Raw genomic sequence first — 22,957 nt, 5'->3', positions numbered from 1 at the left:
GCCGACCTCAGCGGGTTGGAAGAGGGCGCATGCCTTGCGGTGAAGAACATCGGAAAGCCGTGTGCGGGAAAACCGCATGCACGGTTTGATGAGGGAGGGCAGGGTAAAACCTGCTCTCTACTCTACCTTTCCGCATCTGTATCGACAGCCAGCTGTTCCTTGGTGAGATTCGCGCTGGTAAAGCTGGTCAGCGAGCTCCCAAAGAGCAGGGTGCGGTCGCCGGGCACCGCAGGTGGGGTTGCAAAAAGGGAAAACAACTGCTCGCCAACACCACCGGCATCTACCAGGCCACCGTCGGCGTCAGAACTCCAGAACGAGTGGATGGCCGGGTTGCCAGTGTTGTCCACAATGAAATTGCCCTCTTCATCGGTCGCAATCGTCAGATCGCCAGTTGTATCAAAACCCAGCATGCGGTTGCTTCGATCAAGAGCGAATTTTTTGATATTGCCGTACCAAGGCTCATCGTTCATGGGTTTGAAAAAACCGAGGTAAATGCGTTCACCACTGTAAAGCTGACTCTCCGGGCTAGCCGGAACGACCGGAGCGACATAGGAGGAATCGGCCTCAAGCAGGCTGAGAATAAGACCGATAAGAATAGACTCAAGTTGTTCAGCGCTATCAAGCGCATAGTAAAGCCCATGACCGTATTCCGCAGTCAATTTTAGATCATTCAATTCACCGAAAAGTTGAATGACATGGGTATTAATTCTAAATGGATAGGTTGTATTTTTGAAATTCCCTAATTTCGTATAAAGGTGTTTTGCTACATCTTTTGAAGAACCTTTTATTCCATCGCCGTCAATATCTCCTGTTTTATTGTCTGTAAGATTGTAGCTCTCATTGAGGTCACTTGTTACGACAATGATGTGGTTAGGCTGGCACCAGTATTCTGCTGATGCAGGATCAGTAATTTCATTTTTTGCTATGAAATCGAAATCACCTGAATAGTATGTTCCAACATCCCAAAGCCCTTCGTTGACCGGTTGATGATTGCCTTCAGTCCTTGCCTGGTCACGCAGTTGGACCATACTGTTATTGAAGGTGGTCAGCTTTTGTTCAGTGTCCGGTTGTATAAGGGGTTGGTAAATTGTGGCCCCTTTGTTGGCATCATCTCCTATGGCTGCGGCACCCAGGCGCACCCTGCTGCCAAGGCTGTTAGCGATGTTCTTGAGGACGTCTACTGCAACAGTCAACGCTGATTCGGCGGGTTTCCATTCCACAGTATTGTCATGAGTAATGTCACTCAGGTTCCATGCCGGTGCAGTGGCGCCGGAGGTTCCTCCTGCAGAGCAGACGAATTTGGCAAGGGTTCCATTTACCAGGGCTTCAACGACATCTCCAATACTATAGATCGTATTTGCTGTCCATGGCGACTGAGCGATTGTACTTAACTCATATTGTAAGCAGGCATTGTCCCCAGTGTAGTAGGTCGTCGATTGATTAGTGTTTTTTGACTGAACACAATTTCCATCTTTATTTAATTCCCAGCCTGCTTTGCTCCACACGCCATTGTCGTAAAGAGCTTCTCTCGCTTCTTCACATTGTATGTATTTTATTTGGCCACCTGCGTCATCCGCTTTTATAGTGAATTTTGTCGCGTTAAATTTTCCGCTTGTTTCAGAATTCATTGTGTAGATAGCTTGCGAAGTGTATATGCTATTTTTCCCAGAGAGCGACTTATATTTAGGTATGTAGCCTTTTGTCGCATCGTACGCTACAGAAGAGTCATATTTAATAGCCGAACCCGCTGTTGTCATTGAAGGTGAAACGTCAAAAAGCAGCATGATATTCGGCGGTACACTGGCGGTCGAACCTGCATAAACGCTGGTATCACCGAGGTAATAATCCGGTGCGCTGTAGACCAACTGGGGCGTCAAAAGCACCATGGCAAGAAATATTATACTTTTTTTCATGACCCTCTCCTTGTAAGGCAATGGGTTGTGAACTGTTTATTTAGAAGGCAGTGAGGTCTACCTGTACAGCTTCCAATCGAGCTGTCGCTCTCTGCCTTTGGACTTCGATGGTTGAACGGTAGTAAGGCAAATCAATGCTACCGGTTCCATCTCCCGAGGTGGAGAAGATGTTTCCCTTGCCCGAGGCATCGGCACTAAAACGGGCCTGTATTTTGGGGTTGGCCCGTGCGCTGTAGACATCGATTTCGTTGATGCCGCCAGTACGCAGGCTGGTATCGGGGGGAAGCAGGTCGACGACGTCTGCGTTAATCAGCGTGCTGCCGCTACGCTCCTCTAGGATTTTTTTCTGGGCGAATTCCAGGATCGTTTCCGCGGCGCTGATGGCTTCGGCGGACATACGCGTGTTGGTGGTAATGCTCAGTTCGGTATCGGTAGAAGTCAGCACCATCAGCCCGAGGACGGTCAGCACAGCCAGCATCACCATGCACAGGATCAGAACAAAGCCCTTTTCGTTGTTGTACGGAAGGCTGGTACGGCTGGGCTAATGCGGTTTGCCGGTTGCTGTATGGGTTGGTCGCATGGATTAACCTCCAAAGGCGTTCTGGATTTTGACGACGGTCTGCAGGCTGCGGGTTTTGACGCCGGAGAAGTTGGCCAGCCCCGTTTTGATGTTATCTGTTTGACTTGTCACTGTCAGGCGAATGGCGCGGATGGCTTCCAGTTCTGGCGGGGCGTTGCTTTCAGTGCCATCCTCCAGAATGTAGGTCAGGTCAATACTGTTGATGTTGCCGGCTACGGTTGCCGTCTCTATTGTGGTGCCATCATCGAGGAGCAGGTCGCGAACCAGATCGTAGATGTTGTCACCCGTGTTGTTGTTGGCACGCAGCCAGTAGCGGACGGTCGTGACCTCGTCGGGTTCCCCCGCCAGCTTTCTGACCACGATATCGCCGGCGGAAATGCTGCCGGGGCTGTATCCTGCCGTAGTAATGGGCAGGACGTCGCCGGATGGTTCACCAAGCGTCAACGAGCCGGAGATGTCCTTACCGGAGCTGGGCTGAATGACATGAACGCGGTTGCCTTCTGAAAACATGGTGGTCGAACCGCTTTCAACCGTCAATCCGCCTCCAAGAGGATCTTCGCTGATCACGCGGGCGTAGGCTCGCACCGAAGAGATGGTTCGTAGAGAAAAGACAGTGCCCGTGTCGAGAGAGCCATCGGCGTCCGTATCGATGCCTGGGCTGGCGGGGGCGCTGCTGATAGGATTTACATCGTCGGGTACGAGAAAGCCGGCCATGCGAATATCGCCGGCCAGGGTGTCGATGGCAACCCGCAGGTTCTGTTGCACGTCGACAACCTCTTCCGAAGTGGTTGCTGTTTTCTTGCTGTTGATGAATAGGCTGTAGACCGATGTGATAACCAGGCCCATGACCACCATAACGATCAGCAATTCGATCAAAGTGAAGCCGACTTCGCGTTTTGTGACTTTATCCATGATCAGTACCTCCGTTTCATCAGCGTCTGCGTAATGGCCGGCCCGTCACTGCAGGCGACAGTTACGGAAGTCTGACTCAAGTCATCGTAGGTAGTGCCATTGATCGTGGGGTCGACTGCTACGCTGACTAGGGCGGTACAGGTCCCGGCCCCTGCCAGTTCGATGCTGTTAGCACCGTTAAAAGTCCAAATCATGTCGGTGGTGTCGTTTTGAAAAAAATCATCATCGCCTTCAAGAGCATGAATCTGTTCGAGTATGCCCATTGCCAGAGCTGATTTGGCGGTTACTTCATGCGCCTTGGCGTTCCCCTGAATGCCGGTAATCTGCATGCTTGCCAAAGCCAGTAGGCCGATGGCGAAAATGGTCAGGGCAATGAGAACTTCGATCAGGGTAAAGCCGCTTTCATTTCCAGCTTGTTTATTGGATGGTTTCATGGTGTCTGACCTTTCTGAATCATTCGCCACCACCAGCAGTTCGATGAGGGAGAAGCCGGCTTGCCCGGATTTCTCTCGTTTCATATATGCCTCCGTGGTCAGGTAATTTTAACGGATGCCCATATCATGCAAGCCACATGCCGGACATTCCTTTCACTTAACCTGCCTGAATCTCAGCATTACTTGCCCCTCACATAAGCTATCATGCAAATTTTGCGTCATTTTCCGCGCAAAAAATGCAACGACCAATACGCCGGATGACGCCCCCATTCGAGATAACCCCTCAAATCGGGGTCAAATCTTGTTTCGCCACTTTTTCTACCCACAAACCTGGGCATGACTTCCGGCGCTCTCCTTCTCCGTCAAAAAATATGTCCGTTCGGGAATGTTTCGTCTGGGGTTCGAACATTTCAGGTGAATATGTCCGTCCGGACATGTTGTTGATTTTATTCTCGTAGGGATTCCTTCTCCCCAACCTGCCTCTCGCTGTAGGGATTTTTTGATCCTTCCTTCCCGAATCCCCCTGAAAACCCTATCGGACATTTCTGTATTTTTCATTCACTTACGCTAATTATTTGCTGTGACTAACTTTATGCTTTATAAAAATCGGCCATGGGGCGGACGAGATGGGGGCCGAGGACCGCCTTTTTCGCTTTGTTCAAGGAGGGACGGGGCATGACCGGCTGTGGAAATGGGTACGAAACGGGTTCTTCTTTGGTGGAATTGCTGGTGGCGATGACGGTTTTCGCCATCGGGCTGCTGGCGGTGGCGGGCATGCAGCTCACCTCGCTGCGGGGGAACGCTTCGGCGCAGCAGGTGAGCGTTGCCTCCGGTTTGGCCGAGGGGGTGCTGGAGGAGATTTTGGCCTGGCCGGAGGATGATCCGCGCCTGGCGACGGATGCCGTCGATCAGCAATGGCCCTTCGCCGCTGCGCCCCCAGTCGCTGGTAACTACCGGGCGCTCTACGCCATCGATGCCGATTATGACCGGCCCAAGTTGACCCGGGTCGAAGTGCGGGTGGAGGCCCTTCACGCTCCCGCGCGCCCGGTCACCCTCGTCGCCTTCAAGCGCTGCCGATGAAATCCCTGGGCGAAAAGGCCTTCAGTCTGGTCGAGGTGCTGGTCGTGCTGGCTCTGACCGGCATCATGATGGGCGTTATCTATCAACTCTATTTGAACATGCAAAAATCGGCGCTGGGGCAGGAAGAGGTGGTGGAGTTGCAGCAGAATTTGCGCGTCGCCATGGACCATCTCACCGTCGATCTGCGCCAGGCCGGTTTTCTCGTCTTCCGTCATCATCCCCCCCTGAAAAGCACACCACACCAGCCTACCGACACCGCTCCCCTGATTCTCAACAGCTCCTGCCCGAGCGGCTTCAGCGCTCCGCTGGGGGCTGGGGCCTCGGTGCGGCAGGTCACGTCCCACAGCTTCCGTCTGGCCGCGCCCGATCTTGTCGAACAGTATCAGGTCGGCGACCCGGTCCGGCTGATCTGCGCCGTGGAGCAACGGCAACCCCTCGATCGGCTGCTGTATGTGACCGGGCGCGATGTCGCCGGGGCGAGCCTGACCCTGGAGGGCTTTGCCGCGACGGATGAAATCGATTATCGGGCCGGGGATGTGCTGGTGAGGGCTAATGCCGTCTATCCCGGAAGCATCAGCTATTTTCTGAAAGATCACGAACTCTTCGTGCGTCACAGCGGCGTCCCGACCCAGCGGGTGACGGTGAAAAAGATGGTGGGAGGTGTCTTGGTGAACGGCTTGACCGCGTTCGCGCTGGACTATCTGCTGGATGACGGAAGCTGGCGGGAAGCGCCGACAGCGGCTGAACTGGAACAAATTCGGGCGGTGCGGGTCGTGCTGGAAGGGCGGGCGCGTACTGCCCAGGGGGAGAAGACCCGTGCCCTGAGCAGCGTGATCGCTCTACGGAACTTGCCGTGAGGGAAGGCCACGAGCCTAAGAATTACAGGGATGAAGGGGATGAAAGGGATAAAACCGAGTCGGTAGGATGCGGTGACGGCAGGAACCGCATCGATTTTCGCGGATGAACAGGGAGGTGACCGATGCAAAAAATACGGTTTTCGGCTGTCTGCGACAACCAGCAGGGCATGGCGCTGCTTTTGGTCGTCTGCCTGCTGGCGATGCTCAGCCTGCTCGGCTTTTTTGCGCTGAACACCACTGATGTGGAACTGGCCATCGCCGGCAACCGCCATACCCGGCAGCAGGCTTTTTTTGCCGCGGAGCGGGCGGTGGAATATGTGCTGGCCGACACGACCCTGCTGCGCGCCGCCGATTCCGGCGAGGTGGTGCTCGACCCGGGGCAGACGGCGGTGGTCGCGGCGGAAACGGCAAGCGGCATCGCTCCGGAAGAGGTTTGCCGGGTGCGTTATCTGAGCGAAGGCCCGGTCCCGCCGGAGAGCGGTAGCGACCCGACCCGTTTCGCTCTGCGCAGCTACCGCATCACCGCCGTCGGCGCCGGTCCGGCCGGAGCCCGGGCGCGGGTGGAGGCGCAGGTGGGGCGGGTGGTGGTTAGGTAGGGGGGAGGAAAGAGGAAAAAGGAGCGAGGAAAAAAGGAGCGGGGAACTAGGTATCAGAAACCTAGTTCCTGGAGCCTAGAACCTGGATCCTGGATTCTGGGAGGTTTGGCGATGAGGTGGATTGCGGTGGTGGTGTTTTTGCTGGGGATGGCCTCGGCGGGGTGGGGGGCGGATTGGTTTGTGGGGGATACCGCCATCTATACCGAGCCGGGACCGGCTTCGGTGCCGGCGGCAAATGTGTTGTTGCTGATCGAGCGGGGCGTTTCCGAGGAACTGTTGCGGGAGGCGCTGCCTGCGGCCCTGGCCCCCTGGCGCGACCGGGTGCAGGTCGGGCTGATGGTCTTCGGTGGCGGCGCGCCTGGTGGGCAGCTGCTCTTGCCGGTGGGGGATCTGGCCGGGGAGGGTGATTGGCAGCGCTTCAACGATCTTTTATCCTTTCCGGCGGCGGAAAACCCCGAAGAATTAACTTCGACCCTGGCCGAGGCGTTGCTCGACGGGATCTATTATTTCGAACGGGAGCGCCCGACGGCGACGGCGCCGGTAGCGGCTGCCGAATTTCCCGCGTCCCCCATCGCCGCCGCCTGCCAGAAAAACATCTTCATCGTCATCGCTCCGGGGCGGGACGTCGGAGCGGCGGTGGCGGAACGCACCGAGCATCTTTCCCTGGCCGATGGCGACGGCGACGGCTATGTCGCCGATGAGGTCGCCGCTCGTGCCTACACCGGGGATCTCGCCGCCGGCTGGGAAGACCGCCAGAATCTTCGCACCCACGCCCTGGCCCTGGCGGGGGAAGATGCGCTGCTGCGCGCCGTCGCCGAAGATGGGCGGGGGCTCTACCGGAACGTCGCCAATGCCGCCGAAATCGGCGCGGGCCTGGGGGAAATGCTGGCCAATCTGACGGCGGAGGCGGCTTCCTCCTTTACCACGCCGAGCCTTTCTTCCGGCGCGGGCCTGTCGACCGCCACCCCCTCCCGCATCTACTTGAGCTCTTTCCTACCCCGCAGCCAGAAGCCTTGGCTCGGCAATCTGAAAAAATACGCCGTCGACGGCGAGGGGCGTATCGTCGATAAAAACGGCGCCGTCGCCCTCTGCCCCGATGCCCGGGATGCCGGCGCTTGCGCCGGGACGGCGGCGGGGGATTTCAAGCCGGGCTCGGTCTCTTTCTGGAGTTCTCGCGCCGACGGCGGCATCGTCACGGCCGGCGGCGCCGGGGAGGTGCTGCTCTCTAGCGAGGGGCGGCGGCTTTACGCGAATCTGAGCGATCAGGCCGATCTCACCCACAGCGCCAACGCCCTCACGGTGGCCAACCTGAGCCCGGCTCGGTTCGGCCTGAGCGATGCCGAGGCGACCGGACGCCTGCTCGCCTATCTCCACGGCACCGACGTCTTTGACGAGGACGGCGACGGCATGACGGACGAATCCCGGGATTGGCTTCTCGGCGATCTTCTCCATGCCCGGCCGACGGTGGTCTCCTATCGGCGCTTTCCCGCAAACGCCGAAGCCGAGAGCGACCCGGCGCAAAATCGCACATTGATCTTCGTCGGCGGCAACGACGGCATGCTCCACGCCTTCCGCGACGCCGACGGCGCCGAACTCTGGGCCTTTATCCCCGATGTGCTGCTGCCCGAGCTCGCCGGACTGGCCGGTGTCGCGCACGGCTATTTTGTTGACGGCACGGCGGTTCCTTTCATCTATGACCGGGACGGCGACGGCAACATCGGTCCCGGCCCCGAGCAGGAGGTCGATGATCGCGACCCGGCGGGAATGGTCGATAACGGTGCCGATGATCGGGTGATTCTCCTCTTCGGTCTGCGTCGGGGAGGCGGGGCCTATTACGCCCTCGATGTGACAATACCGGAACGACCGAAATTTCTCTGGAAGTTCGATCGGGAAACGGTCGGCGGTGACGGCCGGCCACTCTTTCCCGAGCTGGGGGAGAGCTGGAGCGAACCGCGTCTGGCCCGGGTCCGTATTGGCGGCGCGGTGCGGGACGTTGCCTTTATTGGCGCTGGTTACGATGTCGCCGAGGATGGTCGTTTCGGGGCTGTCGCCGACTATCCCCAGCCCAGCTGCCCGGCGGTCGGCGCCGGGCCGACGACGAGCGAAGGCCATATCGGCGCGGATCAGGCAATTGCCTCCGGGCGCGGGGTCTACGCCTTCGCCCTGGCGACCCGCGATGCCCAGGGCGTGCCGCTGATCGCAAGCGCGCCGGAGCGGGTTTGGGGTTGGACGGCGCGGGACGAAGCCCGCCTTGACCGGCCGTTTCCCGGGGAGATCACCGTCCTCGACGGCGACGAGGACGGTTTCGCCGACCGCCTCTATGCCGTCGACCTGGGGGGACGGTTGTGGCGCTTTACGTTGGGGACAGACGATCCGGCGAACTGGTCGGGGACGCTGGTCTTCGCGCCCGATCCGGCGGCCGGACTCAAGGCGTTCTCCGGCCTCTCCCTGGCCCGTTCCGCTGACCGCTGGCTTATCGCCTACGGCAGCGGCGATCGCGCCCATCCCCTGAATACGGCGGTGACCGACCGCTTCTATCTCATTCGCGATCAGGGATTGAGCGATGCGGCGCCGATTACCGAAAGTGCCCTGGTCGATGTGACTGGCGATGCCCTGCAGTTGGAAGACAGCGACGAAGGTGCCCGCGGCGAACTGCTGGCGGCCCTGCTTTCCGAGGATTGTCCCGGCTGGATGATCTCTCTGGAGCGGCTCGATCAGGCCGGTCGCCCAGGGGGGGAGAAGGTCTTGAGCGCGCCTTTGATCTTCAACCGGGTCGTCTATTTCACCACCTATATGCCCGACGCCCCCGAGGCGCTGCCGCCGCTCCCCTGTGTCGTCGGCAATCCGGGGAGGGCGCGGCTCTATGCCGTCGACTGGCGCACCGGCGAAGCGGTCCTCAATTTTCATCCCGAGAACGACGGGGAAGGGGCGGATGCCGCCAATCCCCGCGCCCTCGGTCCCCGGCGCGAGGTGTTGCGCCGCGCCGATCGGGGGGTGGCCCTGGGCGCCGGGCTGCCGAGTGGAATCGTTACCCTGCTGGACGGGGGCGAGGCCGAGCTGCTGGTCGGTGCCGGGGGAGGGCTACACCGCCGGTCGGCGCCTTCCGGCGGGCTGATCTTTCCCCTGTACTGGCGCCAGTGGTGAGGTGGGAAATGGAACGCAAAAGGTCCAGAAGCAAGCGGTCGGCCGGCTTTTCCCTGCTGGAGCTGCTCGTCGCCCTGGCCCTGGTCGGGATTTTGGCGGCCTTGGGGAGTTTCGGCTTCCGCCAGTGGCAGCAGTCCCTGCAGGTGCGCAGCTGCGCCCGCGAGGTGGCGTCGCTGCTGCGTCTCGGCCGTTCCCAGGCGGTGGCGAGTAATCGCGAGATCCGCGTTAAGGCGCTGCCTCTGGGGGAGACGCCGGGGGGACGCCCGGTGCTCTGGCTGCAACAGGGAAATCTCTCCCGAGGGAGCAGCGTCTGGCTCGACCGTCCCGGGCAGCGGGTCGAATTTCCCGCCCGGGTGGAGCTGGGGCTGTCCCAGGATTGCCGGATCGAAGCCGGTCCCGGCTATCTCTCCTTCAATCCCGACGGATCGAGCAACGCCCTCTATCTGTGCCTGCAGGAACGGGCGGGAACGCAACCGGCGCGGCGGCGCTACGCGGTTGGGGTCAGCCATGCCGCCACCGGCCGGATCTGCGTGCTGCGCTGGAATCCGGCCACCGCCGGCTTCGAGTAGCGTTCCGGTTTTTCCCTTGCAACCCTTTGACCGATTTAAGTATAGTTAACCTTTGATTTAATCCGGTCAAGGGAGCTTTTGATGGCTAAAATCGTCCCCTTTCGGGGGCTGCGCTACTCCAGCAAACGAATCGCCGATCTCGCCCAGGTCACGGCGCCCCCTTACGATGTGATTTCGCCGGCTTTGCAGGAAGAGCTGCACCAGCGCCACGAGCACAACATTGTGCGCCTGCTCCTCGGCCGCATCTCCCCCGAAGATACCGACGAGGACAACCGCTACACCCGCGCCGCCGCCCTGTTGCGGCAGTGGCGCCTGGACGGGACCCTGTGCCGCGACCCGGAGCCTTCCATCTATCTCTACGATCAGGAATATGCAGCCGAGGACGGGCAGGTGCTGACCCGGAACGGCCTTATCGCCCTGGCCCGCATCGAGGAATTTTCTACCGGCCTGGTCAAACCCCACGAAAAGACCCTGTCTGATCCCAAGGCTGACCGTCTGGCCTTGCTCAAGGCCTGCCAAGCCAATCTCAGCCCGGTCTTCTCCCTCTACTCCGATCCCTGCTGCGTTCTGGAAGTGTTGGCGAAGAAGGAGAAAGACCGCCAGCCCGAGGTGGAAGTTAAAGACGACGACGGGGTCTGGCATCGCTTGTGGCGCTGTACCGACGAAAACCTCATCGGCAAGGCCCAGGCGCTGCTCGACAACAAGCCGCTGGTCTTGGCCGACGGCCACCATCGCTATGAGGCGGCCATCGCCTATCGCGACTACATGCGTCAGCTGCATCCCGATTTTACCGGCAAGGAACTCTTCAACTACGTGCTCATGTGTCTTTCCAATATGGAAGATAAGGGCATGCGCATCTTTCCCGCCCATCGCGTCGTCAGCGGGCTGGCGGGTTTCGATCCGGCGGCTTTTTTGGGACGGCTGGCCGACTATTTCGATATCGAAAGCCTGGCCTTCGACCCCCGGGATGGCGAACAGATCCTCGCGCTGCGCGCGCGGCTGAGCGACCTGGGCAGTTGCCGGCATACCCTGGCGCTCTACACCGGTGACGGACGGATCCATTACCTCTGCCTGCGGGATGAGGGGGTGATGGATGAATTTTTCGACGCCAAGACGCCCAAGGTTCTGCGTACCCTCGATATCTCCATTCTCCACTGTCTGCTTCTCGAACGGTTGCTCGGGATCGCCTCGGACGATTCGGAACGGCTGCGCTACATCCGCAGAATCGACGAGGCGCTGGGTCTGGTCGAGGGGCAGGGGGCGCAACTGGCCTTTCTGGTCAACCCCACGCGCATGTCCGAGGTCCGCGACGTCGCCAACGCCGGCGAGAAGATGCCGCAGAAATCCACCTATTTCTATCCGAAAATCCTCTCCGGAATGGTCATCAACCCCATCGAATGACGGGCCGGTCACGGCCCCTTTCAGGACGGACCGCCGATGTCTCTTACTGCCGAACAACTCCTCGACTACATTGCCGGAAAAGCCCGGCGGCCTTTGACTGAACGGGAAATCCTGGCCAGTTTCCGGCTGCGCCGCGATGAACGCCGCCGCGCCCTGGAACTGTTGGCGGGACTGGTCGAGCGGGGGGTGCTGATCCGCCACCGCAACGGTCGTTACTCCCTCCCGCGCCAGGTCGACCTGGTGGTCGGCCCCATTTCCCTGCATCGCGACGGCTACGGTTTTGTCTCCGCTCCCGAGCGGCAGACCGATGTCTTCGTTCCGGCCCGCTATCTGCGCGAGGTCATGGACGGCGACAAGGTCGCGGTGCGCATTGAGCACTCCCCCCGTGACGGCAAGCCCGAGGGGCGCCTGGTGCGCATCGTCGAGCGCGGGCTGCGGCAGCTCATCGGCCGCTACGAGGCGGGGCGCGGCTTCGGCTACGTCGTCCCCGCCGATCCCCGCTTCCGCCACGACCTCATCATCCCCGATCCGGGGCCGCTGGCGCCCCGCGCCGGACAGATGGTGGTGGCGCGCATCGACAGCTTTCCCAGCACCACCCGCGGCCCGGAAGGAACGGTGCTGGAGGTGCTCGGCGACGCCGATGATCCCCTGGTGGAGATTCTCGCCGTCGCCTACAAGCACCAGTTGCCCCATCGTTTTCCCGAGTCGGTTCTTTCGGCGGCGGCCCAGGTGCCGACGGCGGTGACGGAAGAGGATCGCACCGGGCGGGTCGACCTGCGGGAGCTGCCGCTGGTGACCATCGACGGGGAGACGGCCAAGGATTTCGACGACGCGGTGGCGGCGCGGCACGAAGAGGGGGGCAAGATCCGTCTCTGGGTGGCGATCGCCGATGTCTCCCATTATGTGCCCGCCGGCGGGGAGATCGACCGCGAAGCCTACGAGCGCAGCACCAGCGTCTATTTCCCCGGCCACTGTCTGCCGATGCTCCCCGAGGCGTTGAGCAACGGCATCTGTTCCCTCAATACTGACGAGGAGCGGCTGGCGATGACCGCCGAGATGCTCTTCGACGGCCAGGGGCGGCGGCTGGAGAGCCGCTTTTATCCGGCGCTCATGCGCAGTCGGGCGCGGCTCACCTACACCGAGGTGCATGCCATGCTCGAACTGAGGGAGCCGGCGACTCTGGAACGTTACGCGCCGCTCGTTCCTGACCTGGAGGTCATGGCGGAGCTGGCCCGTCGCCTGATCGAGATGCGCCAACGCCGAGGGAGCCTCGATTTTGACCTGCCTGAAGCCGAGGTGATTCTCGGGTTGACCGGCAAGCCGGAAAATATCCTCCGCGCCGAGCGCACCTTCGCTCATCGGCTGATCGAGGAATTCATGCTCGCCGCCAACGAGGCGACGGCGTCCTTTCTCCACGAACGCCAGGCGCCGGTGCTCTACCGTATCCATGAACCGCCCGATCTGGAAAAGCTTCAGGAGTTCCAGGCTTTCGCCGCTCATTTCAACTTCGGTCTGAAGCTCTCGGAGACGGGGGTCGACGCCCACGAGTTGCAGAAGTTGCTGGCCGAGCTCCAGGGGCGCCCTGAGGAGAAGCTGCTCAACAACGTGCTGTTGCGCAGCCTCAAGCAGGCCCGCTATGCGCCGGAGAATGTCGGGCATTTCGGGCTGGCCGCCGAACTCTACTGCCACTTCACTTCGCCGATCCGCCGCTATCCCGACCTCATCATCCATCGCATCCTGCGCGAGGTGTTGCGCGCCGGGCAGTTGAGTGAGGAGCGGATGGCGACCTGGAAAAGGTATCTGCCGGGAGCCGGGGAGCGGACGTCGATGTGCGAACGGCGGGCGATGGAGGCGGAACGGGAGATCGTCGCCCTGAAGAAGTGTCAGTTCATGCTGCCCCGTCTGGGCGAGGAGTTCTCGGCCCTGGTTTCGGGCGTACGCCCCTTTGGTTTCTTTGTCGAACTGGATGAGATTTTTGTCGAAGGGCTGGTGCATATCTCCAGCCTGGAAGACGATTTTTATCATTACGAAGAAGACTTGCAGCGCCTGATCGGCGAGCATCGGCGGCGGATTTTCCAGGTCGGCCTGCCGTTGCGTGTGCGCTTGAACCGGGTCGACCTGCCGCGCCGGGAGATCGATTTCGTGCTGGTGGAGGAAGCGACGGCCGCAGGCGCGCCACCAACTCGCCGGAAAAAGGGCGGAGCCCGTGCGGAAGGAATGGCCACGAAGCGCCCGGAGAAAAAAGGAGGATTCACCGGAAGGCAAAAGCCTCGGTCAAAGGGGTCGGATTCGTGAAAATCATCCGCGATCTTCAGGCCCTGACCACGCCGCCCCGGGAGACGGTGCTGACCATCGGCAACTTCGATGGGGTTCATCTCGGCCACCGGGAAATCTTCCGGCGGGTGGTGCGCAAGGCCCGTTCCATCGGCGGGACGGCGGCGGTCCTGACCTTCGATCCCCATCCCCTCAAGATCCTCGCTCCCGAGCAGGCGCCGAAGATGCTCAACACCCGCGCGGAAAAGGAGCTGCTCATCGCCGCCTCGCGCATCGACCTGCTTGTCTGCCTCCCCTTTACCCGCGAGCTGTCTCTGCTGACCGCCGAGGAATTCGTCCAGGAGGTTCTGGTCGAGAAACTCGCCGTGCGCCATCTCATCGTCGGTTACGACTACGCCTTCGGCCGAGGGCGCCTCGGCAACCTCCGTTTTCTTCAGGAGCAGGGGCGGAAGATCGGCTTTACCGTCGAGGTGCTGGAACCGCTGGCCGAGCATAACGTCGTCTACAGCAGTTCGTTGGTGCGCAACATGATCAGCGCCGGTGATGTCGCCGGGGTGGTGCGTTTTCTCGGCCGCCACTATACCCTCGAAGGGGTGGTCGCCCACGGCGCCGAACGGGGGCGCAAACTCGGTTTTCCCACCGCCAACCTGGTGACGGAGAAGGAGCTGCTGCCCATCCCCGGGGTCTACGCGGTGAAGGTCCGGCGTGGCCGGGAGCTGTACGACGGCGTGCTCAACATCGGCTGGAATCCCACCTTCGGCAACCAGGAGGTGACGGTGGAGGTCCATCTTCTCGATTTTTCCGGCGATCTCTATGGCGAGACGTTGCGCGTCTACTTCTATCAGCGGTTGCGCAACGAAAAGCGCTTCCCCTCGCTGGTCGAGCTCTGCCAGGCGATTGCTGCCGACATCGCCGCCGCCCGGGAAATCCTCGGTCGGCGGCGGCTGATCACCTACCGGGAATACCTCGATACGATCACCGAACCGGAACCGCCGGGCTCGGGGCTGGGGGAATGGCATGAAGATTAGCGGAACCACCCGAATCATCGGTATTTTCGGCGATCCGGTGAAGCATTCCCTGTCGCCGCTCATGCACAACGCGGCGCTCACGGGAATCGGCTACGACGCCGTTTACGTCCCTTTCCACGTTCTTCCCGACGCCCTCCCCACGGCGGTCGAAGCGATACGGATTCTTGACTTGCTCGGTGTCAATTTGACTGTTCCCCACAAGGAACGGGTCTGTCCCCTGCTCGACGAGATCGATCCCCAGGCCCGCTTGATCGGGGCCGTCAACACCGTTGTCAACCGGCAAGGGCGCCTGATCGGCTATAATACGGACGGGATCGGTTTTCTCCGCTCCCTGGCCGAGGATCTCGGCTTTGACCCGGCGGGACGGCGCATTCTCCTGCTCGGCGCCGGCGGCGCCAGCCGCGCTGCTCTGGTCGCCCTGGCCGAGGCCGGAGCCGCTGCCATCGTCGTCGCCAATCGCACTCCGGAGCGGGCGGCGGCGCTGGTGGCGGAGTTCCGGCCGGTTTTTTCCGGCACGTCGTTTGCAAGTTGCAGTCTGGCCACCGAGGACTTGGCGGCGCACCTGGCCGGGGTTGATCTCGTGGTGAACAGCTCGGCACTGGGGCTCGGGGGGGAGGCTCTCCCTGGGTTCCCCTGGGAAAAACTCCCGGTTTTCGCGGTGGTTTACGATATGGTCTACGGCTTCGAGCCGACGCCCTTCCTGCGCGAGGCCGCCACACGCGGGCATGCCGGGGCCGACGGATTGGGCATGCTGGCCGCCCAGGGGGAAGAGGGATTCCGTCTCTGGACCGGCCAGACTCCGCCATCCGGCGTGATGAAGGCGCGACTTTTGGCGGCGGTCGCCGCTCGTTAGTTCTCTTTTTATGAAATTGCCGGTTCTCGTGTCCGGCCGACTTTGTGAGGAGTTGTCCCTTGTCGACGATTAAAGGCAACCGTCTGGGTGAACTGCTGGTGCGTAACCAGCTGGTTACCGAGGAACAACTGAAAAAGGCGCTGGAGCTTCAGAAGAGCGAAGGTTGCCGGCTGGGCGCCGCCCTGATCAAACTCGATTTCATCAAAGAGGACGAGCTCGCCGCCTTCCTCTCTCGCCAGTACGGCGTCCCCTCCATCAATCTTTCCGAATTCGAGATCGATACGGCGGTCATCCGCCTGCTTCCCGCCGAGGTTGCCCAGAAATACCAGATCATTCCCATCAACCGTGCCGGCTCCACCCTGATCGTCGCCATGAGCGACCCCTCCAACATCTTCGCCATCGACGACATCAAGTTCATGACCGGCTATAATGTCGAGGTGGTGGTCGCGCCCGAGGCGGCGATCAAGAAGGCGATCGACAAGTATTACGACCAGAGCGCGACCTTCGCCGATGTCATGGAAGATCTGGACGACATCGACCTGGAGGTGGTGGATGAGGCAGACAACGTCGATGTCCGCGATCTGGAAAAAGCCAGCGAGGACGCTCCCGTCGTCAAGCTGGTCAACCTGATTCTCACCGACGCCATTAAGCGCAACGCCTCGGATATTCACATCGAGCCCTACGAAACGACCTTCCGCGTGCGGTATCGCATCGACGGCGTGCTTTATGAGGTGATGAAGCCGCCGATGAAGCTGAAGAACGCCATCACCTCGCGTATCAAGATCATGGCCGAGATGGACATCGCCGAACGTCGCCTCCCCCAGGACGGGCGCATCAAGATCAAGCTCGGCGCCGGCAAGGACATGGACTACCGGGTCAACTGCCTGCCGACCCTCTTTGGCGAAAAGATCGTTCTGCGGCTGCTCGACAAGTCGAACCTGCAACTCGATATGACCAAACTCGGCTACGAACCCCGAGCCCTCGCCTGGTTCCAGGAGGCCATTCACAAGCCCTTCGGCATGGTCCTGGTCACCGGCCCGACCGGTAGCGGCAAGACCGTTTCCCTCTATTCGGCCCTGGGCGAGCTGAACAAGGTCACGGAAAATATCTCCACCGCCGAGGACCCGGTGGAGTTCAACTTCGCCGGCATCAACCAGGTGCAGATGCACGAAGAGATCGGTCTCAACTTCGCCGCCGCCCTGCGCGCCTTTCTGCGGCAAGACCCGGACATCATCATGATTGGCGAGATCCGCGACTTTGAAACGGCAGAGATCGGGGTCAAGGCGGCCCTGACCGGGCACCTGGTGCTTTCGACCCTGCACACCAACGACGCCCCGAGTACCATCAACCGTCTGCTCAACATGGGGATCGAGCCCTTTCTGGTCGCTTCGGCGGTCAACCTGATTACCGCCCAACGTCTCGGTCGACGGGTCTGCTCGGCCTGTAAGCAGCCGGAGGAGATCCCCAAACAGGCGCTGATCGATGCCGGGGTTTCCGCCGACGAGGTGGATGAATATGTCTGCTACCGCGGCGTCGGCTGCCCGACCTGCAACAACACCGGCTACAAGGGGCGGGTCGGCATCTACCAGATCATGCCAATGTTCGAGGAGATTCGCGAGCTGATCCTGGCCGGGGCGAATACTGCCGAAATCAAACGGGAATCGATGCGCTTGGGGGTCAAGACCATGCGCCAGTCGGCCCTGACCAAACTCAAAGAGGGAGTGACCTCCATGGAGGAGGTCTTGCGCTGTACCGTCGCCGATAACTGACGACGTTTTTTGTTGAAATGGCCTTGGCCGCGCCGGCGGCTTTTTACTGACGAGGTGTGACGCCTATGGTAAGCATGCATCAGCTTTTGAAAACGATGGTCGAGCAGGGGGCCTCGGACCTGCACATTTCCACCGGAACCGCGCCTCTGGTGCGCATCGACGGGGAAATGGTCCCCCTCAAGCTCCCCCTGCTGCAGCCGGCGGATACCAAGCAGCTCTGCTACAGCATCCTCACCGATGCGCAGAAGCGCAAATTCGAAGAGGAGAACGAGCTCGACCTCTCCTTCGGGGTCAAGGGCCTCTCCCGTTTCCGCGGCAATCTCTTCATGCAGCGCGGCGCCGTGGCCGGGGCCTTCCGGCTGATTCCCTACCAGATCAAGACCTTCGACGAACTGGGGCTGCCCCAGGTGGTGCGCGACATCTGCAAGAAGCCCCGGGGACTGGTGCTGGTCACCGGGCCTACCGGCAGCGGCAAGTCGACGACCCTGGCGTCGATGATCGATTCGATCAACAGCGAGCGCGCCGAGCACATCATCACCATCGAGGATCCCGTCGAGTTCCTCCATCCCCATAAAAGGTGTCTGGTCAATCAGCGTGAGGTCGGGGCCGATACCCAGTCCTTCAAGAGGGCGCTCAAGTACATCCTGCGCCAGGACCCCGATGTGGTGCTGCTCGGCGAGATGCGCGACATGGAGACGATCGAGGCGGCACTGACCATCGCCGAGACCGGCCATCTCTGTTTCGCCACCTTGCACACCAATTCCTGCGTGCAGACCATCAACCGGATTGTCGACGTCTTCCCCACCAATCAGCAGCAGCAGGTGCGCACCCAGCTCTCCTTCGTCCTCGAAGGGGTGCTCTCCCAGACCTTGCTTCCCCACGCCAGCGGTAGCGGGCGGGTGCTGGCCCTGGAGGTAATGGTGCCGAACATGGCGATCCGCGCTCTGATTCGCGACGACAAGGTGCATCAGATCTATTCGCAGATGCAGATGGGCCAGGATAAATTCGGCATGCAGACCATGAACCAGGCCCTCTTCATGCTCTACCACCGGAAGCTGGTGAGCATGGAGACGGCGCTCACCCGCTCCTCGGAGCCGGAGGAGCTCAAGCAGATGATCGCCAACCCGGCGTCGGTTTTGCGCCGCAACATTACCGGCGGCGCTCCCGCGCCGCAACGGTAGTCGTTCGATCCTAACGGGCGGGGCTTTTTATTGCTCCCCTTGAACCCATCGGTGTTTCTAAACGAGGTGTTTTTATGGCGAAGTTTTCCTGGGAAGGCAAGAATCGCACGGGACAGGTGCAGAAGGGGGAGATGGAAGCGCCCAACGAGGCGGCGGTCAATGCCCAGTTGCGCCGTAACGGGATCATGCCGACCAAGGTCAAGGAGCGGGGCAAGGGGCTTGATGTCGAGCTGAAGATTCCCGGTTTTGCCCCGAAGATCACCACCAAGGACCTGGTGGTCTTCACCCGCCAGTTCGCCACCATGATCGACGCCGGTCTTCCTCTGGTCCAGTGTCTCGACATCCTCGGGCGCCAGCAGGACAACAAGACCTTCAAGGGGATCCTGGTCAACGTCAAAGAGGCGGTGGAATCCGGCTCGACCTTCGCTGACGCCCTGAAGAAACATCCCAAGGCCTTTGACGACCTCTATGTCAACCTGGTCGCGGCCGGCGAGGTCGGCGGTATTCTCGACACCATCCTCAACCGTCTCGCCGCCTACATCGAGAAGGCGCTCAAACTGAAAAAGCAGGTCAAAAGCGCCATGACCTATCCGACCACCATCATCGGCATCGCCGTTCTGGTCATCGCCGTTATCCTGGTCTTCGTCATCCCCGCTTTCGAGAAGATGTTCGCCGATTTCGGCGGTTCGTTGCCGATGCCGACCCAGATCGTCATCAATATAAGTAACTTCATCCAGAAGTACATCCTCGTCATTATCGCCGGCATTTTCCTCACCATCTGGGGCGTCAAGCGCATCTATCGGACCAAGGCGGGGCGGGCGGCCATCGACAAGTGGGCCTTGAGTGTGCCGGTTTTCGGGATTCTCATCCGCAAGGTCGCCGTCGCCAAGTTCACCCGCACCCTGGGGACGATGATCTCCAGCGGCGTGCCGATTCTCGACGGTCTCGACATCGTCGCCAAGACCGCCGGCAACAAGACGGTGGAAACGGCCATCTACAAGGTGCGCCAGAGCATCAGCGAGGGCAAGACCATCGCCGAGCCGCTGGAGGAGTCGGGGGTCTTCCCGCCCATGGTCTGCCAGATGATCGCGGTCGGCGAGCAGTCCGGCGCCATCGATACCATGCTCAACAAGATCGCCGACTTCTACGATGACGAAGTGGACGACGCGGTGTCCAACCTGACCGCCATGATGGAACCGCTGCTCATGCTCTTCCTCGGCACCACCGTCGGCGGCCTGGTTATCGCCATGTACCTGCCGATCTTCAAGCTGGCCGGCACCGTCGGCGGCTGATGCGGAAACTTCTGGAGATCCTGCGCCGCCCCCACCCGAATCGGGTGGCCAGGAGTCAGTTGCGCTGGTATCTGCTGGTCCGGGCGCTGATCATCGCCCTCTTCCTCCTCGGGGCGGTGGTTTATCAATGGTACGGACGGGGTCTGGCCCTTTCTCCGGTCCTCCTCGCCCTCTATCTCATCGGCGGGTTGTGCGCCGCGCAGATCGGCCTTTCGGCCCTTCTGCTCCCCCATGTGCGGCGCACCCGGCTCTTTATTCAGGGGCAGGTCGTCTGGGATCTGCTTCTGGCCACGGCGCTGATCTATGTCACCGGCGGCATCGAGAGCCTCTTTTCCTTTCTCTACATTTTTGTCATCATCGGCGCCAGCCTCTTTTTCGCACGCCGGGACATCCTCTTCGTCGCCTCGGCCTCCGCCATCCTCTACGGCAGCCTGCTCGATCTGCAATACTACGGCTATCTCCCTTTTTTTGGGGGATCGGGGCTATCCCAGCGCGTTGACGGTAACGCGGTTTTTTACTCGGTCTTCGTCAACGTTCTCGCCTTTTTCTGTACCGCGCTCTTCAGCACCATCCTGGTCGATCGCCTGCGGCGCAGCGAAGCGGCCCTGGAAAAGCGCGAGATCGACTTCGAAGAACTCGAGAACCTCAACCGCACGATTCTCGCCAATGTCACTAGCGGCCTGATGATCATCAACCCCGAGGGGCGGATTCGTTCCTTCAACCAGGCGGCGGGGAGGATTTCCGGCCTTTCCCTTTCCGAGGTCTATAATCGAAGCCTGTCCGAGCTTTTTCCCGATTTTCAGGTTTTCGACGAAAGAGGTTTCCTTCTCGTCAACCGGCGGGAATGTCCTTTCGTCACCAGCGACGGCCGGAGCCTGACCCTCGGTTACGCCTCGTCCCTGATGCGTGATTCCCAGGGGAAGGTTCTCGGGCTGCTCGTCGCTTTTCAGGATCTCTCCGAATTCAAACTGCTGGAAGAGCAGCTCAAGCGCGCCGACCGTCTCGCCGCCGTCGGTCGTCTGGCTTCGGGCATGGCCCATGAAATCCGCAACCCCCTGGCTTCCATCAGTGGCTCAGCCCAGCTGCTGCTCGAAGGCAGGCATCTCACCGAGGCGGAACAGCGCCTGATGAAGATCATCGTCAAGGAAGCCCAGCGGCTGAACGTGCTCCTGACCGATTTTCTCGTCTATGCCCGGCCGCGACCGGCGCAGCGTCTTATGGTCGATGTGGCGCGACTGGTCGACGAACTGATTGCGGTGCTCGCCGGCGATCAGCGCTTTTCCGGCCTGCGCCTGGTCCGGGCTTATTCCGGCCCTTTTCGTCTCGTTGTCGACCGCCAGCAGCTGCGTCAGGCTCTGTGGAATTTGGCGATCAACGCCGCCGAGGTCATGTCCGAAGGCGGGACGCTCACCTTCGGCATCCTGCCCGAGGAATCGGCGATCTATGTGGAGGATAGCGGCCCGGGTATTGCCGAGGAGCTGCGCGGCCGGATTTTCGAGCCCTTTTTCACCACCAAGGACAAGGGTTCCGGTCTCGGGCTGGCGACCGTGCACGCCATCGTCGAAGGGCACAGCGGCGAGGTCCGGGTCGAGCCCGGCGCCGCCGGCGGCACCCGTTTTACCATCCGTTTACCGCAACGATCGGAACCTGGTTCCGTGACCGAGGAAAGACCATGAATCAAGAGCAGCGACCCCGCATTCTCATCGTTGACGACGAAGAGAGCATGCGTGAATTTCTCAGCATCATGCTTCACAGCGACGGCTACCAGGTCGACGCCGTCGGCGACGGGCAACAGGCCGTCGAGCGCCTGCGTTCCTGTGCCTACGATCTGATCATCAGCGACATCAAGATGCCGCGGATGACCGGTTTCGAACTCCTCGCCCATGTTCGTCAGCGTTTTCCCGAGACCGCCATGATCATGATCACCGCTTTTTCCACCACCGAAGAGGCGGTGGAGGCGATGAAGAACGGCGCCTACGACTACATCATCAAGCCCTTCAAGAATGACGAGATCCGCCTGGTGGTGCAGAACGCCCTGGAGCGCCGGAGCCTGCGCCGGGAGAACCAGGAACTCAAGAAGGAGTTGGGCAAACGCTATTCCTTCTGCAGCCTGATCGGCAAGAGCAAGGGGATGCAGGAGGTTTACAATCTCATCGAAAAGGTCGCGGCGAGCAAGGCCAATGTCATGATTTTCGGCGAGAGCGGCACCGGTAAAGAACTGGTGGCGCGGGCGATCCATTACAACAGCGACCGCCGCGACAAGCCGATCGTCCCGATCAACTGCGGGGCTATCCCCGAGAATCTGCTGGAAAGCGAACTCTTCGGCCATGAAAAGGGGAGTTTCACCGGCGCCGTGCAACAGAAGGCGGGGCTCTTCGAAGTTGCCAACGGTGGCACCCTCTTTCTCGACGAGATCGGCGAACTGCCGCCGATGATGCAGGTCAAATTGCTGCGGGTCTTGCAAGAACGGGAATTTCGCCGGGTGGGGGGGACCAAGGACGTCAAGGTCGATGTGCGGATTGTCACCGCCACCAACCGGGATCTGGCCGAAGCGGTGGCCAAGGGAACCTTTCGCGAGGACCTCTATTACCGGCTCAACGTCATCTGCGTCACCCTGCCGCCTTTGCGCGATCGACGCGGCGACATCCCGCTCTTGATCGAGCATTTTTTTGAAAAGCTCAGCGGGCGCAAGGATATGAAAATCGAGGAGAAGGCCCTGCGTCGTCTGCTCGATTACCATTGGCCGGGAAATATTCGCGAACTGGAGAATGTCATCGAACGCTGCGTGGTCCTCGGCCCGGCCGAGGAGCTGACCGTCGACTGCCTCCCCGCCCATCTGCGTTACGACTCCCCGGTGGTCTCCGGCGCCCTGACGCAGATCCCCGATGCCGGGCTCGATCTCGACGCCTACCTGGGAGGGATCGAGAAGGACATTCTGCTCAGGACCCTGGAAAAGACCGGCGGCGTGCGCAAGAAAGCCGCCGAGCTGCTCGGTATCACCTTTCGCTCCATCCGTTATCGGTTGGCCAAGTATGGGATCGATGCGGACGGGGAAGAGGAGTGAGGAGTGAGGA

General features: G+C 60.7%; 18 protein-coding genes. 14 read left to right on the top strand and 4 right to left on the bottom strand.

Annotated elements, in window-relative coordinates; genetic code table 11:
- Nucleotides 1–122 precede the first annotated feature (122 nt).
- The 4 genes from BQ4888_RS10670 to BQ4888_RS10655 all read right to left on the bottom strand — a co-directional run bounded on the left by BQ4888_RS10670 (nt 123) and on the right by BQ4888_RS10655 (nt 3,923).
- Complete coding sequence (locus BQ4888_RS10670; RefSeq protein ID WP_092057119.1) at nt 123–1,913, bottom strand: pilus assembly protein; 1,791 nt, start codon at nt 1,911–1,913, stop codon at nt 123–125.
- Nucleotides 1,914–1,953: 40 nt separating this feature from the next.
- The gene (locus BQ4888_RS10665; RefSeq protein ID WP_092057118.1) at nt 1,954–2,397 is read right to left on the bottom strand and encodes a hypothetical protein; all 444 of its coding nucleotides are present in this window, start codon (nt 2,395–2,397) and stop codon (nt 1,954–1,956) included.
- A 99-nt stretch (nt 2,398–2,496) separates the two neighbouring features.
- Nucleotides 2,497–3,405 carry a PilW family protein gene (locus BQ4888_RS10660; protein ID WP_092057116.1) on the bottom strand — a complete coding sequence of 303 codons (909 nt, stop codon included), beginning with the start codon at nt 3,403–3,405 and terminating at the stop codon, nt 2,497–2,499.
- A 2-nt stretch (nt 3,406–3,407) separates the two neighbouring features.
- Nucleotides 3,408–3,923, bottom strand: coding sequence for a prepilin-type N-terminal cleavage/methylation domain-containing protein (locus BQ4888_RS10655; RefSeq protein WP_092057115.1), 516 nt, complete (start codon nt 3,921–3,923; stop codon nt 3,408–3,410).
- A gap of 591 nt (nt 3,924–4,514) precedes the next feature.
- Here BQ4888_RS10655 and BQ4888_RS10650 point away from each other — a divergent pair.
- From BQ4888_RS10650 to BQ4888_RS10585, 14 genes are all read left to right on the top strand, one after another.
- Entirely contained in the window at nt 4,515–4,919 is a 405-nt protein-coding gene (locus BQ4888_RS10650; RefSeq protein ID WP_092057113.1) for a type IV pilus modification PilV family protein, read from the top strand.
- Nucleotides 4,916–5,776 carry a PilW family protein gene (locus tag BQ4888_RS10645; protein ID WP_092057111.1) on the top strand — a complete coding sequence of 287 codons (861 nt, stop codon included), beginning with the start codon at nt 4,916–4,918 and terminating at the stop codon, nt 5,774–5,776. The genes BQ4888_RS10650 and BQ4888_RS10645 overlap by 4 nt, the downstream gene beginning before the upstream one ends.
- A 122-nt stretch (nt 5,777–5,898) precedes the next feature.
- Nucleotides 5,899–6,372 carry a pilus assembly PilX family protein gene (locus tag BQ4888_RS10640; protein WP_092057110.1) on the top strand — a complete coding sequence of 158 codons (474 nt, stop codon included), beginning with the start codon at nt 5,899–5,901 and terminating at the stop codon, nt 6,370–6,372.
- 111 nt (nt 6,373–6,483) lie between these two features.
- Nucleotides 6,484–9,516: a pilus assembly protein gene (locus BQ4888_RS10635; protein ID WP_092057108.1), complete on the top strand. Its 3,033-nt coding sequence runs from the start codon at nt 6,484–6,486 to the stop codon at nt 9,514–9,516.
- An 8-nt stretch (nt 9,517–9,524) separates the two neighbouring features.
- Nucleotides 9,525–10,085 carry a pilus assembly FimT family protein gene (locus BQ4888_RS10630; RefSeq protein WP_092057106.1) on the top strand — a complete coding sequence of 187 codons (561 nt, stop codon included), beginning with the start codon at nt 9,525–9,527 and terminating at the stop codon, nt 10,083–10,085.
- A gap of 81 nt (nt 10,086–10,166) precedes the next feature.
- Entirely contained in the window at nt 10,167–11,486 is a 1,320-nt protein-coding gene (locus tag BQ4888_RS10625; RefSeq protein WP_092057105.1) for a DUF1015 domain-containing protein, read from the top strand.
- 36 nt (nt 11,487–11,522) lie between these two features.
- Nucleotides 11,523–13,781 (top strand): ribonuclease R, encoded by a 2,259-nt coding sequence (rnr, locus tag BQ4888_RS10620; RefSeq protein ID WP_092057103.1) that lies wholly within the window; start codon nt 11,523–11,525, stop codon nt 13,779–13,781.
- Nucleotides 13,778–14,788: a bifunctional riboflavin kinase/FAD synthetase gene (locus BQ4888_RS10615; RefSeq protein ID WP_092057101.1), complete on the top strand. Its 1,011-nt coding sequence runs from the start codon at nt 13,778–13,780 to the stop codon at nt 14,786–14,788. The genes rnr and BQ4888_RS10615 overlap by 4 nt, the downstream gene beginning before the upstream one ends.
- Entirely contained in the window at nt 14,778–15,641 is an 864-nt protein-coding gene (gene aroE, locus BQ4888_RS10610) for a shikimate dehydrogenase (RefSeq protein WP_092057095.1), read from the top strand. Before BQ4888_RS10615 ends, aroE begins: the two co-directional genes overlap by 11 nt.
- 68 nt (nt 15,642–15,709) lie before the next feature.
- On the top strand, nt 15,710–17,410 hold the full coding sequence (gene pilB, locus BQ4888_RS10605; RefSeq protein WP_092057169.1) for a type IV-A pilus assembly ATPase PilB: 1,701 nt from the start codon (nt 15,710–15,712) through the stop codon (nt 17,408–17,410).
- Nucleotides 17,411–17,475: 65 nt separating this feature from the next.
- Nucleotides 17,476–18,591, top strand: coding sequence for a type IV pilus twitching motility protein PilT (locus tag BQ4888_RS10600; RefSeq protein WP_092057093.1), 1,116 nt, complete (start codon nt 17,476–17,478; stop codon nt 18,589–18,591).
- 74 nt (nt 18,592–18,665) lie between these two features.
- Nucleotides 18,666–19,883, top strand: a complete 1,218-nt coding sequence (locus BQ4888_RS10595) for a type II secretion system F family protein (RefSeq protein WP_092057091.1) — start codon at nt 18,666–18,668, stop codon at nt 19,881–19,883.
- Complete coding sequence (locus tag BQ4888_RS10590) at nt 19,883–21,559, top strand: two-component system sensor histidine kinase NtrB (RefSeq protein ID WP_092057090.1); 1,677 nt, start codon at nt 19,883–19,885, stop codon at nt 21,557–21,559. The genes BQ4888_RS10595 and BQ4888_RS10590 overlap by 1 nt, the downstream gene beginning before the upstream one ends.
- The gene (locus BQ4888_RS10585) at nt 21,556–22,947 is read left to right on the top strand and encodes a sigma-54-dependent transcriptional regulator (RefSeq protein WP_092057089.1); all 1,392 of its coding nucleotides are present in this window, start codon (nt 21,556–21,558) and stop codon (nt 22,945–22,947) included. Before BQ4888_RS10590 ends, BQ4888_RS10585 begins: the two co-directional genes overlap by 4 nt.
- The last annotated feature ends 10 nt before the right edge of the window (nt 22,948–22,957 follow it).

It is taken from the genome of Desulfuromonas acetexigens (assembly GCF_900111775.1).
Taxonomy (GTDB): domain Bacteria; phylum Desulfobacterota; class Desulfuromonadia; order Desulfuromonadales; family Trichloromonadaceae; genus Trichloromonas; species Trichloromonas acetexigens.
Note: the sequence above shows the minus strand (reverse complement) of the source record. Positions and strands in the feature narration are given on the sequence as shown.